This is a genomic window from Nonomuraea sp. NPDC003709, assembly GCF_040610775.1.
GTDB lineage: Bacteria > Actinomycetota > Actinomycetes > Streptosporangiales > Streptosporangiaceae > Nonomuraea > Nonomuraea angiospora_A.
Genome location: NZ_JBEXMW010000008.1, coordinates 40,377 through 60,572, shown reverse-complemented (window position 1 = coordinate 60,572; position 20,196 = coordinate 40,377). Strand labels below are relative to the sequence as shown.

Genomic DNA, 20,196 nt, shown 5'->3' with positions numbered 1-20,196 from the left:
GGTTACGCGGAGGTTTCCGGCGATGACCGGAAGGTGACGTAACGCGTCAGGCGGTGACACCCGCGTCGACGGAGATGGCCGCGCCCGTGATGGCGCCGCCACCGTCTCCCGCCAGGTGGGCGACGGTGGCGGCGATGTCGTCGGGCGAGCAGTAGCGGCCGAGCGCCGTGTGGCGCCGCTCCTCGTCCGCGTCCGGCCCGTCCGCCGGGTTCATCTCGGTGTCGGTGGATCCGGGGTGGACCACGTTCGCGGTGATGCCGCGCGGCCCGAGGTCCCTGGCCAGCCCCTTGGCGAGCCCGGTCAGCGCCGACTTGCTCATCGCGTACGCCGTCCAGCCGGGGTAGGGCACGCGTTCGGCCAGACTGCTGCCGATGAGGACGATCCTGCCGCCGTCCCGCATGTGCCGCGCCGCCGCCTGCGCCAGCACGAACGAGGCCCTGGGGTGCACGGCCAGCAGCCGGTCGACCTCCTCCAGCGTCACCTCCTCCAGAGCCCCGTACGGCGCGATGCCCGCGTTGCTGACCAGGACGTCCAGCCGGCCCAGTTCGCGGACCGTCCGCTCCACGGCCGCGACCAGCGTCCCGGCGTCGGCGGCCTCCGCCCGTAGCCCGAGCGCCCGTGCGCCGGCCGCCTCGACCTCCTTGACGATCGCCGCCGCCCGGTCGCCCGCGCTCCGGTACGTGAGAGCCACGTCGAACCCGTCACCCGCCAGCCGCCGCGCGACGGCCGCGCCGATCCCCCTGCTGCCCCCGGTGACCAGGGCTACCTTCCGTGCCATGCGTCCTCCATCCCGTTGAAGCGGAATCAATTCCGTTTCAACGTAACCGGAATCAGTTCCGGTTGACAAGAGGTGCCAGGATGGGAGCCGTGACACGCGAGCGCACCGACGCGGCCCGCAATCGCGCGAAGATCCTCGCCGCCGCCGAGGGCATCGTGGCCACCCGCGGTGTGCAGGGCCTGCAGATGGCGGACGTGGCCGCGGCCGCCGGGGTCGGCGTCGGCACGCTCTACCGGCGCTTCGGCGACCGCTCCGGGCTGGCGTACGCGCTGATCGACCGGCGGGAGCGGGAGTTCCAGGCGGCGTTCATCGAGGGGCCGCCGCCGCTCGGCCCCGGCGCGGAGCCGGCCGCGCGCGCCAAGGCGTTCCTGCGGGCCCTGGCGGACAGGACGGCCGAGCAGCTCGACCTGCTGCTCATGGCCGAGACGGCGAGCCCGCTGGCCCGCTTCGGCGGCGCGTACGACGCCTACCACGGTCACCTGTCGATGCTGATCGGCCAGTTCCGCCCCGGCGCGGACGCCCACTGCCTCGCCGACGCCCTCCTCGCGCCCCTCGCCGCCCCACTGCTGGCCCACCGGCTCGGGGAGACGGGCGTGGAGCGGGTGAAGTCCGCCTTGGACGACCTGCTCGACGGCCTCGCGGGCTGAGCCGTCCGCCTCCTCGAAGTCCGCCGTTCGCCTGACTATTCATTGAATGTATAGTTGCGATCATGTCCACGGCTCATGTGATGCTCGGGCTGCTCGCGGAGCGCCCGAAACACGGCTACGAGCTCAAGAAGGAGCACGATCATCGCCTGGCCGGCGCCAAGCCGCTGGCCTACGGGCAGGTCTACGCCACGTTGCAGCGGCTGGAACGCGACGGCTTCGCCGAGGTGGCGGAGACGCAGCAGGAGGGCGGCCCCGAGCGGACCATGTACGCGATCACCGGTAGCGGCCGGGAGGAGCTGGCCCGGTGGCTGAACACCGTGGAGCCGCCGGCGCCGTATGTCGCCAGCTCGCTGTTCGCCCGGGTCGCCGTCGCGGGACGAAGCGCCGACGGCTATCTGCTGCGGCAGCGCGAGGCGCATCTGGCCCGCATGCGGGAGCTGACCGCCGAGAAGGCGGCCGGCCCGCCCGCCCAGGTGCTGGCGGCCGACTTCGCGCTCCAGCACCTCGACGCCGACCTGCGCTGGATCGAGACCGCACTGTCGCGGCTGAAGGGGGACAACGATGCTTGAGGCCAGAGGCCTGGTGAAGTCGTACGGCAGGACCAGGGCGCTGACAGGCGTCTCCCTCCGGCTCGCGGAGGGCGAGATCCTCGCGGTCACCGGGCCGAGCGGATCGGGCAAGTCGACCCTCCTGCACTGCCTGGCCGGGATCATCCGCCCGGAGTCCGGCGAGGTCGTCCTGGACGGCAGGCGGATCGACACGCTGGCCGAGGCGAAGCTCACCAAGCTGCGCCGCGAGAGCTTCGGCGTGGTCTTCCAGTTCGGGGAGCTGGTGCCCGAGCTCACGGCGGCGGAGAACGTCGCGTTACCGATGCTGTTCAACCGGCACGGCCGGCAGGAGTCGATGACCGCCGCGGCCGACCTGCTGGCCCGGCTGGAGGTGTCCGACTGCGCCGATCAGCGGCCCGGCGAGCTGTCCGGGGGCCAACTGCAGCGGGTGGCCGTCGCGCGGGCGCTGGTGACCGGCCCGCGCGTGGTCTTCGCCGACGAACCCACCGGAGCGCTGGACACCCTCGGCGGCGAGCAGGTGATGAGCGCGCTGCTGGGCGCGGCCCGCGCCGGCGGCACCGCCGTGGTCCTGGTCACCCACGACAACCGGGTGGCGGCCTACGCCGACCGCGAACTCGCCCTGCGCGACGGGGCCCTGCTGACGGGGATCAGCCAATGATCACCGTCCTGCGCATGCTGAACAGGGGACGGTCGCGAGCCGAGCGAGCCCGCGCCTGGCTGGTCGCCGCCGGCACGGGGCTGGCGACGTTCCTGGTCTGCACGGCCGTCAGCCTGGCCGATTTCAACGACGACGGCGGCTCCCTGACCGGGCTGGCCCTGGCCCTGCTGGCGCTGCCGGTCGCCGGCCTGGTGCACCAGTCCAACCGGCTGGGCACGGCCACCAGGGAACGACGGCTGGCCGGCCTGCGGCTGGCCGGCGCCACGCCGGGCGACGTGCGCCTGCTCGGCACCCTGGAAGGCGGCGGGCAGGCGCTGACCGGCTCGCTGGCCGGCGCAGCGGTCTACGTGGTCACCCATCTCTCCGGGCCGCTGACCCAGGTGCCGGTGGTCGTGGCCGTGATGGCACTGGGCGGAGCCCTGTCAGGGGCGCGCGCCGGCCGGAACGTCATCGCCTCACCGCTGGGCCTGGTTCGCCGTTCACGCCTGCGGGGGCCGAGAGCGGCGGACCTGTACCGCTTCGTGGCCGGTTCCTGCCTCTTCTTTCTCGGATACGTGACGAGAGGGCGCTCTCTGCCCGGTGGGGTGTACGGGGCGACCGTGGCCCTCACGGCCGGGGCGGTGCTCATGCTGTTCGGGGCGACACTGGCCACGACCTGGGTGATCAGGGTGTACGCGCGCCGCGCCGCCCGGCGGGCCGGCTCGCCCGAGATGCTGCTGGCCGCGCGGCTGGTCGAGGCGGACCCGAGGGCCCGGGCCAGAGCCCTGTCCGTGGTGGGCCTGACGGTGTTCTTCGGCGCGGCCGCCGGGGCCCAGCAGGCGGGCATCGGCTACCACCACGCCCATGCGCTCGTCGACGCCGCGCTCCTGGTGGCCCTGGTGACGTCGGCGGCCGCCCTCGTGGTGCACCAGGCCGAGGAGCTGCTCGATCACCGCCGCTCGTTCGCCGCGCTGGCCGCCTCCGGAGTGCCGGAGCGGGCGCTGGGCGGGGTCCTCGTACGGCAGGCGGTCATCGCCGCGCTGCCGATCTGCGTCGTGGCGGCGGTCGGGGGAACCGTGGTGGTGATCCTGCCCCTCGCCGACTACTACCAGGTGGGGTGGCTCGGCTGGGCGGTCGGCAGGGCCGTGGCCATGGCGGGCATCGGGGTTCTCACCGCGGTGCTCGTGGCCCTGGCGGCACGCCCGCTGCTGCGCGACACACTCCGCCTGGAGAGGCTGCGCGCCTGAGAGAGGCGCCGGCCGTGGACCCGCCGGATCCCCGGGCCGGATGCCCGGGGATCCGGCGGGCCGTGTCAGCGTTCGCTGGAGGCCGCGCGGTAGTGCAGATCCTGCACGTACGGCGTCGCGCTGATCGCGTACGGCGAGACCACCTTCGCCACCACGGCCGAGCTCCTGGTGACCGAGGCCGAAGCGGTGCCCGCCTTCAGCGGGAACGTCTTGGCGGACACCCCCGCGGGCGCGTCGTAGGTCTGCGTCGTGCCGCCGATCGTGACCGACACCTTGCCCGCCGCGGTCAGCATGGTGAGCACCTCGACGGTGTCGCGGGCCGCGGTGCTGCCGTCACGCAGCTTCATGAGCTTGGTCTGCGCGTACGACGGCTCGGCCGCGACCGGCTGGACCCGGTGGGTCAGGTACGCCGTGTCGTTGGTGATCTTCGGGCAGCCGAGCTTGTAGCAGGTCAGGTAATAGGCGCTGATGTCGAGATAAGTCCAGCCGGCGTTCCTGGAAGGGGCGAACTGGGTGTTCTCCGAGTAGTCGTTCCAGGTGGTGAGCTGCACCCACTCCGCCTTGCCGTCGATGGCCCCCTTCCAGGTGGCCCGCAGGTTCTCGGTGTTGCCCGCCTCGTCGAAGATGCTCTGGTTGGGACGCTCGTCCTGGACGGACACCGGCTGCATCCAGATCTTGCCCATGCCGTGCGCGCGGTCGATGTTCGTCGTCAGAGCGGCGTTGGCCGCGGGGCTGCGGCTGCCCCAGTTCGAGAAGCCGTAGCTGATGGAGGCGAAGGCGTCGCGGTACTTGTTGAAGTCGACGAACGTGGGCACCAGGGCGACCTTGATGCCGTGCTGCGTCTCCATGGTCTTCATCCAGTCCGACCACCAGGCGGGGGTGCGGCCTTCGGCCTTGAACGGCGCGACGACGAGGCGGTCGTCGGCGAGCCGGTAGACCGACTTCGACGCGGCCAGCTTGGCCATGGCGGTGGCGAAGGCGGCGCTGTCCACCGAGGACAGGCCGTTCATGTCCGGCATGAGCACGATCTTGAAGCCGGGGTCCACGGCCTCGGCCGCCTTGACGAGGTTCTGCACCCGGGTCCACTGCGCGCTGGTCACGGAGAGGATGTCGACGGTGAAGCCGTCCAGGCCCGCGGCGATGGCCTGCCGCACCTCGGTCTTGAGGTCGGCCAGCGCGTAGTCGCCCGTGATCGGGTCGCGTCCCAGCGGCCGGTCGCGCAGCAGCCCGCCGTAGGCGGCGTGCTTGCCGCTCTCGCCGTCCGGCTTGAGGTAATTCCTGGCGTAGTAGTCGCCGGCAGGAGCCTGGTTGTCGAGGGAGATCGGATAGGGGCTGAAGTAGTGCGCGAACACCTTCTTGGCCGAGGCCCGCAGCGCCGCGGTGCCCGCCAGGGTGAAGGGCAGCGGCCCGTCGGTCTGCTCTTCCCCGGTGCCCTCCGTATAGGTGACCGTGAGTTTCGGCCCCCGGTCCCCGCTCTCGCGCGAGGACATCAGGACGGTCGTGGTGGCGTCGGTCCCGGTGAGGGCGAACGCGTAAGTGCCGTCACCCTTGACGGCCGACGAGACGTCCAGCTTGGCCGTCGCGCCGGTGGTGAAGCCGGTGTGCGAGCCGATGACCGGCGCGCTCAGCGCCGGACGGGTGTTCCAGGTGGTGGCGGCCTCCGTCCAGGCGCCCGTCACCGGGCGGACGGAGACGGTGGTGTCCGTCGTTCTGGCCGAGACCACGTCCAGCGTGACCTTGACGTCCTCGGCGTCCTGCGGGATGCCGGTGACCTTGAAGCGGGTCAGGGCGGCGCGCTGCCCCGCGGTGGCGCTGCCGCACGCGGTGCCGCAGACGCTCACCCAGGTCGCGGTCGCGAAGCTCTTGGCCGGCTCGGCCTGGCTGACGAACACGTCCTCCGCCGCGGCGAACGTCACGCTGACGGGGGCGACGGCGGACGCCTGCGCGGGGGCCACAGCGGCTGTCGCCAGCATGGCGACGCCCGCCGCCGCCCCCAATAACGTCCGATATCGGTTGGCCATGAAACTCCCTTGCCTTACGGTACGGCCCCGCCTCGGCGGGGCCGTCTTGCACGGCCAAGGATGGATCATGCTCAAGCGTCGGATCCACACGTTTCGGATAACTCACAGGTGCCGGACAGTCGACTGCGTCCCCTTCTCCTCCAGGAGACGGGACGCAGTCGGCGGCGTGCCGCTTCTCGGTGCGGACCGGCGGTCCGCCCGGAGGCGTCAACGCCGGCGTAGGGACATCGAGCCCAGCATGACGCAGGCCAGGCCGCATGCGACGATGACGATCCCCGTGATGACGTTGTTGATGATCGTGCCGGCGCTGGCTGTGTGCGGCGGCAGCACCCACGGGGCGATGATCGTCCACACTCCGATGACCGGTACGACAAATGCCAGCCCGTGGATCCTGCCGTACGCCGAGGCTATCCCGGCCGCCAGCAGCGCCAGGGCGATACCGGTGATCAGATTGTTGACGGTCAGGGTCGAACGCCCGAAGAATCCCACCACCCATGGTGAGATGGCGAGATAGAGACCGCTCAGGAATGTCAGTCCGCTGACGGACTGCCCCGACGGGCTCTGCGCAGCCATGTCGTATTGAGCTCGCAGGGCCGCTATGTCCGGGTGCTGACCCATGTCGAGTTTCGGATGGAGTGGACTATCAGCCATGTCCCACACCACCTTCCCCATACCGCGTGGAGGTTTGAATACGTAACCCCTTCCCCCACGGTCACGCCAACGCGCCCACCAGGGTCAACATTTCTCCAAATCGCCTGGGGCGCCTATGACGGCGAGCAGCAACCGTCGGCGCAGCCGTCCGGCTCGGCGCCGGCGGGCACGGCGCAGCAGGCGTCTCCGCGCCAGGCGTCGCGCCCTTCCTTGACCGCGACCGCGGCGATGACCAGGGCGGCGATCGGGTCGGCCCAGGACCAGCCGAAGGCGCTGTTGAGCGCGAGCCCGGCCAGGAGCACCCCCGACAGGTAGGTGCACAGCAGGGTCTGCTTGGAGTCGGCCACCGCCGAGGCCGAGCCCAGCTCACGACCGGCGCGGCGCTGGGCGTACGACAGGAACGGCATGACGGCCAGGGACAGGGCGGCCAGGATCAGACCCGGGGTGGAGTGTCCGGCCTCCCCCGCGCCGAGCAGGGCGCGTACGGCGTCGACGGTGACGTAGGCAGCCAGGGCGAAGAAGGAGATCGCGATGACGCGCAGCGCGGCCCGCTCGCGGCGTTCGTGGTCGGCTGCGGAGAACTGCCAGGCCACCGCGGCGGCGGAGGCGACCTCGACGACCGAGTCCAGCCCGAAGCCGATGAGCGCCGTGGAGGAGGCGATGGTCCCCGCGGTGATGGCGACGACGGCCTCGATCACGTTGTAGGTGATGGTGGCGGCGACCAGCAGCCGGATCCGGCGCCGGAGCACGGCGCGCCGGGCCGGCGCCGGGCCCAGGTTCTGTGCGGTCACGACCCGGCCTCCCCCACCGGGGCGGGGCGCAGGGTGACCGCGTGGCCCGTGGCGGCCAGCAGCTGCTCGGCGGAGGCTAGCAGGTCCATCAGCTCGGGCCGGGTCAGGGAGTAGAACGACTGGCGGCCTTCGGCCCGGTAGTCCACCAGGTCGCAGTCGCGCAGGCAGGCCAGGTGCTTGGAGACCGTGGACTGGGCCAGCCCGAGCTCGGCCGTCAGGTCCACCACTCGCGCCTCGCCCCTGGCCAGGCGCTGCACAATGCGCAGCCGGGTCTCGTCGGCCAGCGAGTGGAACAGCGCCGCCGCCGGAGGGACCCCGGCGGCGATGTCGGTACTGACACAGCGGCCACCGTCGTTATCAATCGTCATATGGCGATGATAACGCGGTGGAGCGATCGCTGTCATCAGGTCACCCGGCAGTCCGGCCGCGGCACCCGTCAGCGCGCGGCGCAGGGCCCGTTCAGGACGCGTCGTAGCGCACGCGGGCGGCGGCCACGTACTCGCGGTGCCGCTCGGCCCAATCGATGAGCCCGGCCACCTGGGACGACAGCGTCCGGCCGACCGGGGTCAGGTCGTAGTCCACCCGGGGCGGCGAGGTGGGGGTGACGGTGCGCTCCACCAGCCCGTCCCGCTCCAGGCTGCGCAGGGTGAGGGTGAGCATGCGCTGGGAGATGCCCTCGATGGCGCGCTGCAGCTCGGAGTAGCGCTTGGGGCCGCCGCCGAGCAGGTCCATGACCAGCACGCTCCATTTGTCCCCGACGCGGTCGAGGATGTCGCGCAACTGGCAGGACGGGTGATGCTCGCCGACCGTCTCACGCACATCGGTGTGCCTAACGCGGGTCAAAGTGCCTTCTTCCGTCATGACGGCATTCTGGATCAGACTCGATGCGCGCACAAGAAGTAACCAGCGCACAGAAAGTGCTGTTGTGATGAGCATCGACTTGACCGATCCCCCGCTCCGGCCCGGCCCTCGCCCGCGGACCACGGGTCTGGAGATCCCGCACGACCAGCTCGACCAGTTCTCCCCGCCGCGCATCAGGGCCGCCCTGGTGGCGGAGGCGCAGGCGCTGGCGGGCGTGTTCACCGGCCCCAGCCAGGTGTCCGAGCCCGCTTCACTCGCGCTGCGGCTGCGCGAGCCCGCCGGGCCGTGGGCGGCGTTCCTGCACCCCAGCCGTGACGAGTTCGGCCACATCCACCGCTCGGGTTTCCTGCATCTCACGGTGCCCGCGCCGCTCATCGATCCGCTCGAACGGGCCGGGTGGATCGAGCCGCATCCGATCAGCCGGCGCCCCGAGTGGCCCGACACGATCGTGATGCTTTACGCCCCGCGCGACGAGGCCGAACTGGCCGTCGCCCGCGCCGTCCTGCGCGCCTCCTGGCGGCAGGCCACCACAGCTTCCACGGAAACGGAGTGATCATCATGCGTGCCATGGCTTTCACCGGCTTCGGCGCCGACCTGGCCGCCGCCGACCTGCCCGTGCCGGAACCGGGTCCCGGCGAGGTGCTGGTCCGGGTGCTGGCCTCCTCGGTCAACGGTTTCGACCTGGGCGTGCTGGGCGGCTATCTCAAGGGCGTGTACGACTACGAGTTCCCGGTCGTGCTCGGCAAGGACTTCGCCGGCACCGTGGCTGCCGTCGGGGAGGGCGTGACCGGCCTGACGCCGGGTGCGGACGTGTTCGGCGTGGTCATGCGCCCGACCCTGGGCCAGGGCGGCTTCGCCGAATACGTGGTGGTGAGCGAGCAGTACGGCCTGGCCAGGATCCCCGAAGGGCTCGGCCACACCCGCGCGGGCGTGCTGGGGCTGGCCGGGACCGCCGCGATCGACGCCGTCGACGCCGTCGCCCCGGCACCGGGCGAGACCGTCCTGATCTCGGGCGCGACCGGCGGCGTTGGCGCGTTCGCCATCCAGCTGGCCGCCGCGCGCGGCGCCAGGGTGATCGCCACCGCCAGGCCCGGAGCCGAAGCCGCCTTCGTCACAGGACTGGGCGCCACCTGGGCCGTCGACCACGCCGATCTGCCGGCGCAGGTGGGCGCGATCGCGCCGGGCGGGGTGGACGCCGCGCTGCACCTGGCGGGCGACGGCCCGGTGGTCGCCGCCCTGCTGGCCGACGGCGGGCGGCTGGCCTCCACCCTGCACTACGTGCCCGACGAACCCGGCCGGGACCTCAAGGCCACGGCGGTGATGGCCGACCCGAACCCGGACACCCTGGCCCGGCTCGCCGCCGACGCGGCCGCGGGACGCCTGCGCGTGCCGGTGGCCCGCGCCTACCCGCTGGCCGAGGCGCCGCGCGCGGTCTCCGACTTCACCGCCGGCACCGTCGGCAAGCTCGCCGTCACGATCTGAGCAAGTAGGCGGCCCTGGTGGGCAGGGTTTCCCCATGCCGGAACTCCCCGACGTGGAGGGCTTCCGCCAGGTGCTGTCGGAGCACACCGGCGAGCCGATCAGGGCCGTGCGCGTTCGCGACCCGGGGGTCCTGCGCGGCATCGGCGCCCGGCGGCTGGCCGCCGCGCTGCGCGGACACCGGTTCGAGCGGCCGCGACGGCACGGCAAGTGGCTGATCGCGCCCGCCGGCGGGCCGGTGCTGATGCTGCACTTCGGCATGACCGGCTCGCTGTCCTGGCACTCCCCCGAGGAGCCGTGGCACCGGCATGACCGGGTCGTCTGGCAGTTCGACGACGGGGAGCTGCGCTACCGCGACATGAGCAAACTCCAGGGCATCCGCCTCGCCGCCGACGAGGCCCAGGCCGAGCGGGTGCTCGGCGGCCTCGGCCCGGACGCGCGCGAGGTGTCGTACGCGTGCTTCGCCCGACTGCTGTCGGGTCGCCGGGGACGGCTCAAGCCGGCGCTGATCGACCAGGCGTTCCTCGCCGGCCTGGGCAACCTGCTCGCCGACGAGATCTGCTGGCACGCCGGCGTCGATCCCCGGCGTGCCGTGGCAGATCTGGACGAAGCCGCACGCGCCAATTTGTACGGGGCGATGCGCCGGGTCCTGCGCGTGTCGATCAGGGCCGGATGCGTGCCCGCGCGTGACACCTGGCTGACCGGCGTGCGCGACGAGCCCGGCGGTCCCTGCCCGCGCTGCGGCGCACCCCTGTCCCGCTGCCGGATCGCCGGCCGTACGACCGTCTGGTGCCCGGTTTGCCAGCCTCTCTGAAGGCATGAACCTTTCACCGGGTACGCGCCACCGACCTGCCCGGAAACGCGCTGCGCGAACGATCTCGTTGACGGTCGTTCATGACCAAGAGTCCACTGGTGCGCAAGCCCTCTGCCGGCCATCACGGTCGCCGACCGGCTCGCACCCATCGTCGCCCCCAGATCGGACTCCGATGAGGACACGGCTGCTGCTCAGCACGCTCGTCATCGCCCTGGTCACAGCGGTCACGCCGCGGGCCGAGGCGGCGACGGGCGACGGATCCCCCACCGACACCGACATCTCCTTCACCGGGCGGTGGGACACCACCGTCTCCACCGCGTACGTGCCGTACTGGGCGGGCGCCTACCTCACCACCGGTTTCACCGGCAGGACGGTCAGGCTGAACCAGCGCAACACCATCGACCTGTACTACAGCGTCGACGGCGGCGCGTGGGTCTACATCCAGAACGTACGCGGCTCGGTCAACCTCACCCCCACGCCCCTGGCCGCGGGGAACCACACCTTACGCGTCTCCTACCGGGTCGTCGCCGGGTCCTACCACGGTGACGCCGTCTTCCAGGGCCTCGTGCTCGACCCGGGGGCCACGACGTACGCGATCGCGCCCCCGTCCAAGCTGATCGAGTTCGTCGGCGACTCCATCACCGTCGGCACGACCACCTCCAAGAACGCCCTGACCGCGTACGGCTGGCTCATCGGCGAGCGCCTCGGGGCCCGGCACACCCAGATCGCCCAGGGCGGCGCCTGCCTGGTGGCGACCGCGGACGGCTGCGTCGGCCTGGAGGCGCGCTTCCCCAAGCTCAACCCCAACGCCGCCACCCCGGACTGGAACTTCTCCCGTTACCAGGCCAACGCGGTCGTGATCAACTTGGGCACCAACGACGTGGGGCACGGCGTGAGCACCACCACCTTCCAGACGTCCTACACCCACCTGCTGCAGGAGGTGCGGGCGGCCTACCCCGGGGCGGCGATCTTCGCGCTGGAGACCTTCACGAAGCGGTACGCCACGCAGACCCGGGCCGCGGTCACCGCCCGCAACTCCGCGGGCGACGCCAAGGTCTACTACGTGCCCACCGAGGGCTGGCTGACCAGCGCCAACATGTCCGACAACGTCCACCCGAACGACAGCGGCCACGTGGTCATCGCCGATCGCCTGGCGCCGATCATCAGCGCCAGGCTCTGAGGGAGGGCGCCTGCGCTCCGAGCAGGCGGGCGAGGCCCTCGACGATCTCGGCGGCCGGCACCGCGCCGCGGGAACGCACGGGCCGGTGGTCGGGGACGCTCAGGCGGTGGCGGGATCGTCGTCGAAGCTGGCGTAGTAGGCGGCGGCCATGTCCTCGTCGCCGTGGCCCTGGGCGGCGGCGCGGTCGAAGCGCGCGGCCGCCGCGGCGGCGACGTCGAGGCGGACGCCGTGCTGCTCCCCCGCCTCGACGATCAGGTGGGCGTCCTTGGCGGCGGTGGTGACCGCGAAGCTGGGCGGCGTGAGGCGGCCCTCCAGCACCAGGCCGGTCTTGACGCGCAGGTAGCCCATGTCCAGGGGGCCGCCCTCGATGGCGTCGAAGAAGCTCTGCGGGTCCACGCCGAGCGCCTTGGCCAGGGCCAGGACCTCGCCGGCCGCGTTGGTGGCGGCGAGGACCCAGCTGTTGGCCACGAGCTTGAGCCGGGTGGCGCCGGCGGCCGCGCCGTCCTCGCCGCTCCACACGGTGCGGGCGCCGACGGCGTCGAACACCGGCGTCACGCTCTGCCGGCCCTCGCCGGGTCCCGCCGCCAGGACGAGCAGCTGCCCGGCCTCCGCGGGCTGGCGGGTGCCGAGGACGGGCGCGTCGTAGAAGACCAGCCCGTGCTCGCGGGCGAAGGCGGCCATCTCGCCGATCGCGTCGAGGCCCGCGGTGGTCGACTGCACCCAGGCGGCGCCGGGGCGCAGGGCGGGCGCGGCCTGCCGCATCACCTCCAGCACGGCGGCACCGTCGTAGAGCATGGTGAGGACGACGTCGGCGTCGCGCACGGCGTCGGCGAGGGTGCCGGCGACGTGCACCCCCTCGGCGGCCAGCGGTTCGGCCTTGTCCCTGGAGCGGTTCCAGGCGCGGACGGCGTGGCCCGCGCGGGCGAGGTTGCGGGCCATCGCGGCCCCCATGATCCCGGTGCCCAGAACGCTCACGGTGAGGTTGTCGGTCATGAGGTCGCCTTTCTATCTTGTCGTGCCCGGTCCGGCTACCCTTCCCGGCGGCGCGCACGCTAACTTGAACATCTATGTTCAGGTTATTATCCTCGAACGGTCCGGAACGCATTCCAGGAGGGGCGCCATGACGACCGGACAGCTCGCCTTCGAACGGCGAGGGGAAGGGCCGCCTGTGGTGCTGTTGCACGGCATCGGGCACGATCGCCACGGCTGGGATCCGGTGACGGATCGGCTGACGCCCCACCATGAGCTCGTGCTGGCCGACCTTCCCGGCCACGGCGGCTCGCCGCTCTCCCACGGCGGCGGCCCCCTCGGGGTCATCGAGCTGACCGATCGCGTGGAACGCCTGCTGGACGAGCTCCACCTCGATTCCCCGCTGATCGCCGGCAATTCCCTGGGCGGCGCGATCGCGCTGGAACTGGCACGCCGGGGCAGGGCCCGAGGCGTGGTCGCGCTGGCGCCGATCGGCTTCTGGTCGCGCCTGGAGGTCGCCTACGTCGTGGCGGCGCTGCGCGGCTCCCGCGGCCTGGCCCGCCTGCTCGCCCCGCTGCTGCCCGCGCTGGTGCGCCGCAGCGTGGTACGCGCCACGACGATGGGCCTGTACTTCGCCCACCCCCTCCGGCTCAGCGCCGACGAGACCCTGCGCACCGTACGCGCCTTCGCCGACGCCCCGGGGGTGCGGGCGATCCTGCCGTACAGCCGGCGCTACTTCTTCGGCAGCGGCCGCGGCATCGATCAGGAGGCGATCACGATCGCCTGGGGCACCCGGGACCTGCTGCTCATCGGCGGCCAGGCCCGCCGGGCGCGGAGGCTGCTCCCCGCCGCCCGCCACGTCAGGCTGGCCGGCAGCGGGCATGTCCCCATGTCCGACGACCCCGCCGGCGTGGCCGGCCTGATCCTCGCCCAGGGCCGGGGAAAGCCGTCAGGCCGCTCCTCGTAACGGCGGGTCCTCGTAACGGCGGCTCCTCGTAACGGCGCGTCCGACGCCTCCGGCCGTCGCACAGCCCGCCGTCCGGCGAGCCGGTTCGGATCGGGCAGGCGGGCCGGCAGGTTCGCGGAGGTCGCGCAGTGCGGCCGCGAGCCGGTCGATGTCAGCCGCGGACGTGAACAGGGCGGGCGTGACGCGGACGCCGCCACCGCCCGCCATGCCCGTCCGGGCGACGGTGAAGATCCGATGGTCGCGCATCAGGCGGTCGGCGATGGCGGTGTTGTCGGCCTCCGTGGTGAGCCCGCGCAGGCGGAAGGCGGTGATGGCGCCGTACATGCCGGGCTCGTCCGGGGTGAGGATCTCCACGTTCGGGACGTCGCGGAGCGGGCGCACCCAGCGGTCGCGCAGGAACCGCAGCCGGGCCTGCTTCACCTGCGCCCCGAGGGTGTCGTGGAAGTCCAGGGCGGCGTCGACGGTGAGGAAGGGCGCGACGTTCATGGTGCCGGAGTGGACGCGCGAGCGGATGTCGGTGGCGGGGTAGGTCTCGTCGGCGTAGAGCGGGTCGATGTCGCCCAGGCGCTGCTCGCGGACGTAGAGGAACCCGGCGCCCAGCGGCGCGCCCATCCACTTGTGCAGCGAGAAGACGGCGAAGTCGGCGTCGAGGTCGGGGAGGGTGAAGTCGAGCTGCCCCCAGGAGTGCGCGGCGTCCACGATCACGTCGACGCCCCGGTCGCGGGCCATGGAGACGATCCGGCGTACCGGCGTGACCAGGCCGGTGCGGTTGTTCATGTGGCTGAGCAGGAGCAGCTTCGTCTTCGGGTGCTCGCGCAGGGCGCGCTCGTAGGTGTCCAGCACCGCCTGGCAGGTCGCGGGCTCGGGCATGGCGATCCGCGCGACCTCGGCTCCACGCCGGTCCTTCAGCCAGTTCATGGCGTACTGGCCGCTGTGATAGTCCAGGTCGGCGTACATCACCTGGTCTCCGGGACGCAGGCGGCGGTAGCCGGAGATCAGGTTCTGCAGGGCCTCGGTGCCGCCCCGGGTGAGCGCGATCTCGTCCCTGGTGACGCCGAGCATGCCTGCGAGGCGATCGCGGATCCTGTCGGCGCCGGCCTTGTACGTGGTGCGCAGCAGGTGCGAGTTCTGCTCGTTGAGCAGGTCCACATTGCGGTGGTACGCCTGCCGTACGGGCTCCGGCATGACGCCGTAGTAGCCGTTCTCCAGGTTGACGAAGTCCGGGCTCACCCGGAACCGGCGGGCGACGGCGGCCCAGAAATCCTCGTCCCGGGCCAGCCGCTCGGCGGTGACGCCGCGCCGGATGGCCGGCGGTCCGGCGGCGACCGGAGCGGCGGCCAGCGCACCGAGTCCGGCGACGACCCGGCGTCTCGACACGGTAATGGACGGCTTCACCACCTGACATCAATGGGACACGCGAATCCCCAGTGTGGCGTCGGTCACGGCAAACCGCGGGTTCATTTCCCCGTGTCGGCAGCAGGTGCGGCGGATTGCCCCGCACTCTCCATAAAGCGCCTTACGGCTTTACCGGAATCTTTGAATTCTCCGGGCGCGGCCGGCGGCCTCGCGGGCATTATCACCGGTGATGCTCACGACACGGACCACCCGTTCCCGCCGTCCGCCCGGCCGGCCGGCGGCGCGTGCGGTGCTCGCGCTCGTGCTGCTCATCGGCGTGGTGTTCGCCCATGGCGGCGCGTGCGCGGCCGTGGAGCTGTCGGAGCCGGTCGCCCACAGCGTCGATCTCAAGAACACCGCCGTCTACAGCGCGCGATGCCTGCACCGCGAGCTGCCGCCGCGCCACCAGCACGGCACCGAGCAGGACTGCTCGGCGACCAACCCGGCCGACACGCCGATCTTCGCGGCGATGTCCACGGTCTCGTCCGTCCCGTCGGCGCAGGCCGCCGCGGCGGCCACGACAGTCCCGGCGCGCGCCGCCGGGACCGCCGCGCCGTATCTGGGAAATCTCTGCGTGATGCGCATATAGGACCGCGACGTCCATCAGCCGTCCATGTCCGTCCGGATTCGCGGCCATTCGGTCATGCCGCGAATTGCGCCATTCACTTCGGGGATTTCACCAATGTCATCACAAGCTACTTTTGCGCGTCCGCAGAAGACGCCGCCCACCGGTTTCTCGTCGCTTTCCCTCGCCGTCGGCAATACGCCGCTGGCATTCATCTCCGAGCCGTTCGTACCGGGAGGAGGGTTCTGGGCCAAGCTGGAAGGGTTCAATCCGGGCGGCATCAAGGACCGGCCGGCCCTGCACATGGTGCGCCAGGCCAGGGCCCGAGGGGACCTCCGGCCGGGGGCGACGATCATCGAGTCCACCAGCGGCACCCTGGGGCTCGGCCTGGCCCTGGCCGGGATCGTCTTCGGCCATCCGGTCGTGCTGGTGGGCGACCCCGGCATGGAGCCGCTCATGTGCCGGCTGCTCTCCTCGTACGGCGTACGCCTGGAGATCGTCCGCGAGCCGCACCCGGCCGGCGGCTGGCAGGAGGCCCGCCGGGAACGGGTGCGGCGCCTGCTGGCCGACATTCCCGGCTCCTACTGCCCCGACCAGTACAACAACCCGGACAACGCCGACGCCTACGCGGGGCTCGCCCACGAGCTGCTGGGCCGGTTGCCGCACATCGACACGCTGGTGTGCTCCGTCGGCACCGGCGGGCACAGCGCCGGCATCCACGGCGTGCTCCGCCGCCATTTCCCGCGGCTGAAGCTGGTCGGCGTCGACACCGTCGGCTCGACCATCTTCGGCCAGCCCGCCCGGCCCCGCCTGATGCGCGGGCTCGGCTCCAGCATCCATCCCCGCAACGTCGCCTACGACGCCTTCGGCGAGGTGCACTGGGTCAGCCCGGCCGAAGCGGTCTGGGCCTGCCGAGCCCTGGCCGCCGGTCACTACGTCTCGGGCGGCTGGAGCACGGGCGCGGTCACCCTGGTGGCGCGCTGGCTGGCCCGCACCGCGCCTGACCAGACCGTCGTGGCGATCTTCCCCGACGGGCCGTGGCGCTACTGGAACAGCATCTTCGACGACGACTACTGCCACGCCAACGGCCTGCTCGGCACGGTCCCGGCCGAGGAGCCCGACCTCCTGCGCGAGCCGGCCGAGCGGGAGGTGCACCGCTGGACGCGCTGCGCCACCGTGACGGACCCCCTGGCAGGCCGGCGATGAGGGACACGCTGCGGCAGTTCCGCTCCTTCGACCGGCCGATCCAGCTCCTGCAGATCAACCAGGCGGGCATCAACCTCGGCTTCTACATGCTCATGCCCTACCTCGCCCAGCACCTCTCGGCCGGCGCCGGCCTGGCCGCCTGGACGATCGGGCTGATCCTGGGCCTGCGGAACATGAGCCAGCAAGGCATGTTCCTGATCGGCGGCACCCTGGCCGACCGGCTCGGCCACAAGCCGATGATCATGCTCGGGTGCGCGCTGCGGACCGTCGGATTCGCCCTGTTCGGGCTGACCACCTCGCTGCCCCTGCTGGTCCTGGCCGCCGCCGTGACAGGCTTCGCGGGCGCGCTGTTCAACCCCGCCGCACGGGCCTATCTGGCCTGCGCCGCCGGGGAGCGCAAGGTCGCCGCCTTCGCCGTGTTCAACGTCTTCTACCAGGGCGGCATCCTGCTGGGCCCGCTGGCCGGCCTCGCCCTGCTGCACACGGGGTTCACCGCCGTGTGCCTGTCCGCCGCGGCGATCTTCGCGGTGCTGACCGTCCTGCAGGGGCTGTGCCTTCCGGCCCGGCGTGCTCCCGTGCCGGAGGAGCGGCAGCCGGTGCTGCGGGAGTGGCGGCGGGCGTTCGGAGACCGGGCGTTCGTGTCCTTCGCCGCGGCGATGATCGCCTCGTACGCGCTGTCGTACCAGATGTATCTGGCCCTGCCGCTCGAGGTGCAGCGCCTCGGCGGCGGCGAGGCGGGGGTGATGGCCCTGTACGCCCTCTCGGCGCTGCTCGGCATCGCCGGCCAGGTCCGCCTGACCGCCTGGAGCTCGGCCCGGTGGACGCGCGGCCAGGCGATCAGCCGCGGCCTGGCGCTCATGGGGGTCGCCTTCCTGCCGCCCGCGGCGCTCGCCCAGCCGGCTCTCGCGCCGGTGTGGGCGATGGTGCCCGTCGTGATGTGCGTGCTCCTGCTCACCCTGGGCACGCTGGTCGCCTTCCCGTTCGAGATGGCCACCATCGCCGACATGGCGGGAGATCGGCTGATCGGCACCTATTACGGGCTGTACAACCTGCTGTCCGGGCTGGGGATCCTGGCCGGCAACCTCGTGGCCGGCGCTCTGGTCGACACGGCCCGCTCCACGGGGTGGGCCGGCCTGCCGTGGCTGCTCCTGGCCGTCGCGGGGCTGGCCTCCGCCGCGGCCGTCCGGCGGCTGGACCGGCGCGGCCGGCTCTCCCCCGCCGGCCGGACCGCCGTGCTCGGCGACCGGCCACAGGCGGCATAGGGGCGGTAATCTGCTAGCCGGAGCAGGACACGGCAGGGGGCGACGGTGCGGCTGGGCAACCTGGAGCGATCGGTCATGGAAGCTCTGTGGGAGCATCCGGACGGCATGTTCGCCCACGTCCTCGCGGCCCGCCTGCCGTCGCGGCCGGCCACCACGACGGTGTTGACCGTCCTGATGCGGCTTTCCCACAAGGGCATGGTCTCCCGCGAGCGCGTCGGCCGGGCGCACCTCTACAAGGCCACCGCCGGCAAGGACGCGTTCGTCGCCGAGGCCATGCGGGCCGCGCTGGACGAGGCGGGCGACGTCGCGGCGGCCGTGCAGCGTTTCGTCGGCACGGTGACGCCGGAGGTGGCCGCCGCCTTGCGGGAGGCGCTGGGCGAGCGGGACGGATCCGCGCCGTGATCGCGCGCCTCTGGTCTGCGTCACCCTCTGACGACGGGGGTCGAGGCCGGTGGCGGGATGACCGGGCGCCGCGCCGCGCCCGGTCATCCCAGCTTGGCGTCAGCGCTCGATGAACACCGGGTTGGAGTAGAACCACAGGTCGGCCCACGGGTCGGAACCCTTCGGGTCGGGCTGGGGCTCGAGCTCGTCGGTGTTGGTGCCGCGGACGCGGACGTACATGGGGCCGTCGATGTCGCGCACCGTGTGACGGACGACGATCTCGTCACCGTCGCGCCGCCACTGGCCGGCGCCGTAGCGGGCCTCGACCTTGGTGGTGGGGTTGGTGTCGGAGGAGCGGTCCTTGGCCGGGCCGGTGACCCGGCCGGTGATGATGTCGACCCGCTTCACCTGCGGGCGCTCGCCCTTGGCGTTGGCGGTACGCGGCACACGGAAGCGGACCTCGACCTCGGCGTCACGGTCGTTGCCGCGCAGCGTGAGGGTCTCGCCGACGCTGACGGTGTTGCCCTCGGCCTGGCCCTGCGCCTGGCCGGCGCGGGAGACCGTGAGGTCGAGCTGGTCGATCAGGTCGCCGATGACGACGAAGATCCGGCCGCTGCGCAGACCGTCGAGGATGTCGGCGTAGTCCCAGCCGGCGTGCACGTACGTCTTGGAGTACTCGCCCGGCCAGAAGTCGCTGCCGCCGTCGCTGTAGTGCCGGTGGGAATCGGACGTGGAGGTGATCCACCAGCGGCGCCCCTCGCCGAGCAGCGAGTCCCACAGGCCGCCGAGCCGGGCGGTCATCTGGTCGAAACCACCCATCGTGGGGTAGTTGCCGTAGCCGCCGCGCTCGCCGTCCGGGTCGATGCTGCCGTCCTTCCTGAGCGTGCCGGCCTGGTGGCCGGGGGCGCCCTCGAAGCCGTGCGCGATCTCCGGCGCGGTGTCGTTCCAGTTGCGGAACTCCGCCGGGGTGTCCTGGCCGTAGACGCCCAGCCCGGAGGCGGAGCGGGCGGGGTGGTTCGCGAACAGCAGCGGCTTGTGCGGGAGCTGCCGCATCACGCGCAGCGCCTCCAGCATCTTCTGCTCGGTGTCGAACGACGGGTCCGCGGGGAACGGGTCACGCTTGGAGAAGCGGCTCTCCAGCTGGAACAGGATGTCGCGCTCGGAGGACACCTTCGGGATGATCAGGCTGGAGTGGTCGGCCGCGGGCGTGTCCAGCTCCATGCCGTAGAACTGCAGCACCCGCGGCACGGACCGGCGCGCCTCCAGGAGGCTCGGGTATCTCTGCTCCGCGTCCAGCTTGGAGTGCAGCGGGCCACCGTGGTCGGTCGACACGATCCAGGCGAGCCCGAACTGCTGCGCGTGCGTGGCGTTGACCGACAACGGGTAGATCGCGTCCCCGCCGATGATCGGCTTGGGCGGGGTGGTGGAGTTGTCGTACCCCACGCTGAACTCGCTGTGCACATGGTGGTCGCCGGGCAGCCAACGCCGGCGGCTCCCGCCGGGGCGCCGGTCGTCGGCCCAGGCCGGACCGGTCAGGCCGCCGACGGCGACCGCGCCGACCAGTCCGCCGGTGACGGCGAGCAACCGCCGTCGTGTCACGAGCTCGTTCTCTGGAGAAGCGGACATCGAGGATAGTTCCTCTCAAAAGGGCGCTATATGTCCGCACGAGTCCATCCATCACACGTGACGCGCCATCAACGGATCCTCGGCCTCGAGAAGAACAGTCGGAGACCGGCGGCTGTGCGATTCGGGTCTTCCCGAGGGCGGGTTTGGCGG

At 72.1% G+C, this 20,196-nt stretch carries 22 protein-coding genes; 13 read left to right on the top strand and 9 right to left on the bottom strand.

The features are described 5' to 3' along the window. Positions 1 to 46: 46 nt before the first annotated feature. Positions 47 to 778: an SDR family oxidoreductase gene (locus ABZX61_RS24680; protein WP_355197960.1), complete on the bottom strand. Its 732-nt coding sequence runs from the start codon at positions 776 to 778 to the stop codon at positions 47 to 49. Between the two features lie 80 nt (positions 779 to 858). Here ABZX61_RS24680 and ABZX61_RS24675 point away from each other — a divergent pair, with 80 nt between their 5' ends. The 4 genes from ABZX61_RS24675 (at position 859) to ABZX61_RS24660 (ending at position 3,878) form a co-directional block, all read left to right on the top strand. After that, entirely contained in the window at positions 859 to 1,425 is a 567-nt protein-coding gene (locus ABZX61_RS24675) for a TetR family transcriptional regulator (RefSeq protein WP_355197958.1), read from the top strand. A 62-nt stretch (positions 1,426 to 1,487) separates the two neighbouring features. Then, positions 1,488 to 1,994, top strand: a complete 507-nt coding sequence (locus ABZX61_RS24670; RefSeq protein ID WP_355197956.1) for a PadR family transcriptional regulator — start codon at positions 1,488 to 1,490, stop codon at positions 1,992 to 1,994. Then, complete coding sequence (locus ABZX61_RS24665; RefSeq protein ID WP_355197954.1) at positions 1,987 to 2,652, top strand: ABC transporter ATP-binding protein; 666 nt, start codon at positions 1,987 to 1,989, stop codon at positions 2,650 to 2,652. Before ABZX61_RS24670 ends, ABZX61_RS24665 begins: the two co-directional genes overlap by 8 nt. Next, positions 2,649 to 3,878 (top strand): hypothetical protein, encoded by a 1,230-nt coding sequence (locus ABZX61_RS24660; protein WP_355197952.1) that lies wholly within the window; start codon positions 2,649 to 2,651, stop codon positions 3,876 to 3,878. The genes ABZX61_RS24665 and ABZX61_RS24660 overlap by 4 nt, the downstream gene beginning before the upstream one ends. A gap of 65 nt (positions 3,879 to 3,943) precedes the next feature. Here the strand turns inward: ABZX61_RS24660 and ABZX61_RS24655 are convergent, their stop codons facing one another. The 5 genes from ABZX61_RS24655 to ABZX61_RS24635 all read right to left on the bottom strand — a co-directional run bounded on the left by ABZX61_RS24655 (position 3,944) and on the right by ABZX61_RS24635 (position 8,160). Beyond that, positions 3,944 to 5,899, bottom strand: coding sequence for an endo-1,3-alpha-glucanase family glycosylhydrolase (locus ABZX61_RS24655; RefSeq protein WP_355197950.1), 1,956 nt, complete (start codon positions 5,897 to 5,899; stop codon positions 3,944 to 3,946). A 207-nt stretch (positions 5,900 to 6,106) separates the two neighbouring features. Further along, the gene (locus tag ABZX61_RS24650) at positions 6,107 to 6,571 is read right to left on the bottom strand and encodes an SPW repeat protein (RefSeq protein ID WP_350739461.1); all 465 of its coding nucleotides are present in this window, start codon (positions 6,569 to 6,571) and stop codon (positions 6,107 to 6,109) included. A gap of 92 nt (positions 6,572 to 6,663) precedes the next feature. Then, positions 6,664 to 7,341, bottom strand: coding sequence for a cation transporter (locus tag ABZX61_RS24645; RefSeq protein WP_350739464.1), 678 nt, complete (start codon positions 7,339 to 7,341; stop codon positions 6,664 to 6,666). Then, complete coding sequence (locus tag ABZX61_RS24640) at positions 7,338 to 7,709, bottom strand: metalloregulator ArsR/SmtB family transcription factor (RefSeq protein ID WP_355197947.1); 372 nt, start codon at positions 7,707 to 7,709, stop codon at positions 7,338 to 7,340. The genes ABZX61_RS24645 and ABZX61_RS24640 overlap by 4 nt, the downstream gene beginning before the upstream one ends. A 91-nt stretch (positions 7,710 to 7,800) precedes the next feature. Continuing rightward, the gene (locus ABZX61_RS24635) at positions 7,801 to 8,160 is read right to left on the bottom strand and encodes a helix-turn-helix domain-containing protein (protein WP_355197945.1); all 360 of its coding nucleotides are present in this window, start codon (positions 8,158 to 8,160) and stop codon (positions 7,801 to 7,803) included. 109 nt (positions 8,161 to 8,269) lie between these two features. Between ABZX61_RS24635 and ABZX61_RS24630 the strand changes: the two genes are divergently transcribed. From ABZX61_RS24630 to ABZX61_RS24615, 4 genes are all read left to right on the top strand, one after another. After that, complete coding sequence (locus ABZX61_RS24630; RefSeq protein WP_355197943.1) at positions 8,270 to 8,755, top strand: luciferase family protein; 486 nt, start codon at positions 8,270 to 8,272, stop codon at positions 8,753 to 8,755. A gap of 5 nt (positions 8,756 to 8,760) precedes the next feature. Continuing rightward, positions 8,761 to 9,684: an NADP-dependent oxidoreductase gene (locus ABZX61_RS24625; protein WP_355197941.1), complete on the top strand. Its 924-nt coding sequence runs from the start codon at positions 8,761 to 8,763 to the stop codon at positions 9,682 to 9,684. Positions 9,685 to 9,718: 34 nt separating this feature from the next. Further along, positions 9,719 to 10,495: a DNA-formamidopyrimidine glycosylase family protein gene (locus ABZX61_RS24620; RefSeq protein ID WP_355197939.1), complete on the top strand. Its 777-nt coding sequence runs from the start codon at positions 9,719 to 9,721 to the stop codon at positions 10,493 to 10,495. Positions 10,496 to 10,667: 172 nt separating this feature from the next. Beyond that, on the top strand, positions 10,668 to 11,675 hold the full coding sequence (locus ABZX61_RS24615; protein WP_355197937.1) for a GDSL-type esterase/lipase family protein: 1,008 nt from the start codon (positions 10,668 to 10,670) through the stop codon (positions 11,673 to 11,675). A gap of 99 nt (positions 11,676 to 11,774) precedes the next feature. Here the strand turns inward: ABZX61_RS24615 and ABZX61_RS24610 are convergent, their stop codons facing one another. Further along, entirely contained in the window at positions 11,775 to 12,668 is an 894-nt protein-coding gene (locus ABZX61_RS24610) for an NAD(P)-dependent oxidoreductase (RefSeq protein ID WP_355197935.1), read from the bottom strand. Positions 12,669 to 12,795: 127 nt separating this feature from the next. On the opposite strand from ABZX61_RS24610, the gene ABZX61_RS24605 reads away from it, so the two are divergent. Then, complete coding sequence (locus tag ABZX61_RS24605) at positions 12,796 to 13,611, top strand: alpha/beta fold hydrolase (RefSeq protein ID WP_355197933.1); 816 nt, start codon at positions 12,796 to 12,798, stop codon at positions 13,609 to 13,611. On the opposite strand, the gene ABZX61_RS24600 is transcribed toward ABZX61_RS24605, so the two are convergent. Beyond that, positions 13,594 to 15,006 carry an aminotransferase class V-fold PLP-dependent enzyme gene (locus tag ABZX61_RS24600; protein ID WP_355197931.1) on the bottom strand — a complete coding sequence of 471 codons (1,413 nt, stop codon included), beginning with the start codon at positions 15,004 to 15,006 and terminating at the stop codon, positions 13,594 to 13,596. The two genes, ABZX61_RS24605 and ABZX61_RS24600, sit on opposite strands and share 18 nt — an antisense overlap. A gap of 190 nt (positions 15,007 to 15,196) precedes the next feature. Between ABZX61_RS24600 and ABZX61_RS24595 the strand changes: the two genes are divergently transcribed. The 4 genes from ABZX61_RS24595 to ABZX61_RS24580 all read left to right on the top strand — a co-directional run bounded on the left by ABZX61_RS24595 (position 15,197) and on the right by ABZX61_RS24580 (position 18,441). Beyond that, entirely contained in the window at positions 15,197 to 15,595 is a 399-nt protein-coding gene (locus ABZX61_RS24595; RefSeq protein WP_355197929.1) for a hypothetical protein, read from the top strand. A 93-nt stretch (positions 15,596 to 15,688) separates the two neighbouring features. Further along, on the top strand, positions 15,689 to 16,777 hold the full coding sequence (locus ABZX61_RS24590) for a PLP-dependent cysteine synthase family protein (RefSeq protein ID WP_350739499.1): 1,089 nt from the start codon (positions 15,689 to 15,691) through the stop codon (positions 16,775 to 16,777). Next, positions 16,774 to 18,039: an MFS transporter gene (locus tag ABZX61_RS24585; RefSeq protein ID WP_355197927.1), complete on the top strand. Its 1,266-nt coding sequence runs from the start codon at positions 16,774 to 16,776 to the stop codon at positions 18,037 to 18,039. Before ABZX61_RS24590 ends, ABZX61_RS24585 begins: the two co-directional genes overlap by 4 nt. Before the next feature lie 45 nt (positions 18,040 to 18,084). Further along, complete coding sequence (locus ABZX61_RS24580; RefSeq protein ID WP_355197925.1) at positions 18,085 to 18,441, top strand: BlaI/MecI/CopY family transcriptional regulator; 357 nt, start codon at positions 18,085 to 18,087, stop codon at positions 18,439 to 18,441. A gap of 99 nt (positions 18,442 to 18,540) precedes the next feature. Here ABZX61_RS24580 and ABZX61_RS24575 read toward each other — a convergent pair whose 3' ends face one another. Further along, positions 18,541 to 20,046 carry a phosphoesterase gene (locus ABZX61_RS24575; RefSeq protein WP_350739507.1) on the bottom strand — a complete coding sequence of 502 codons (1,506 nt, stop codon included), beginning with the start codon at positions 20,044 to 20,046 and terminating at the stop codon, positions 18,541 to 18,543. Positions 20,047 to 20,196: the final 150 nt, after the last annotated feature.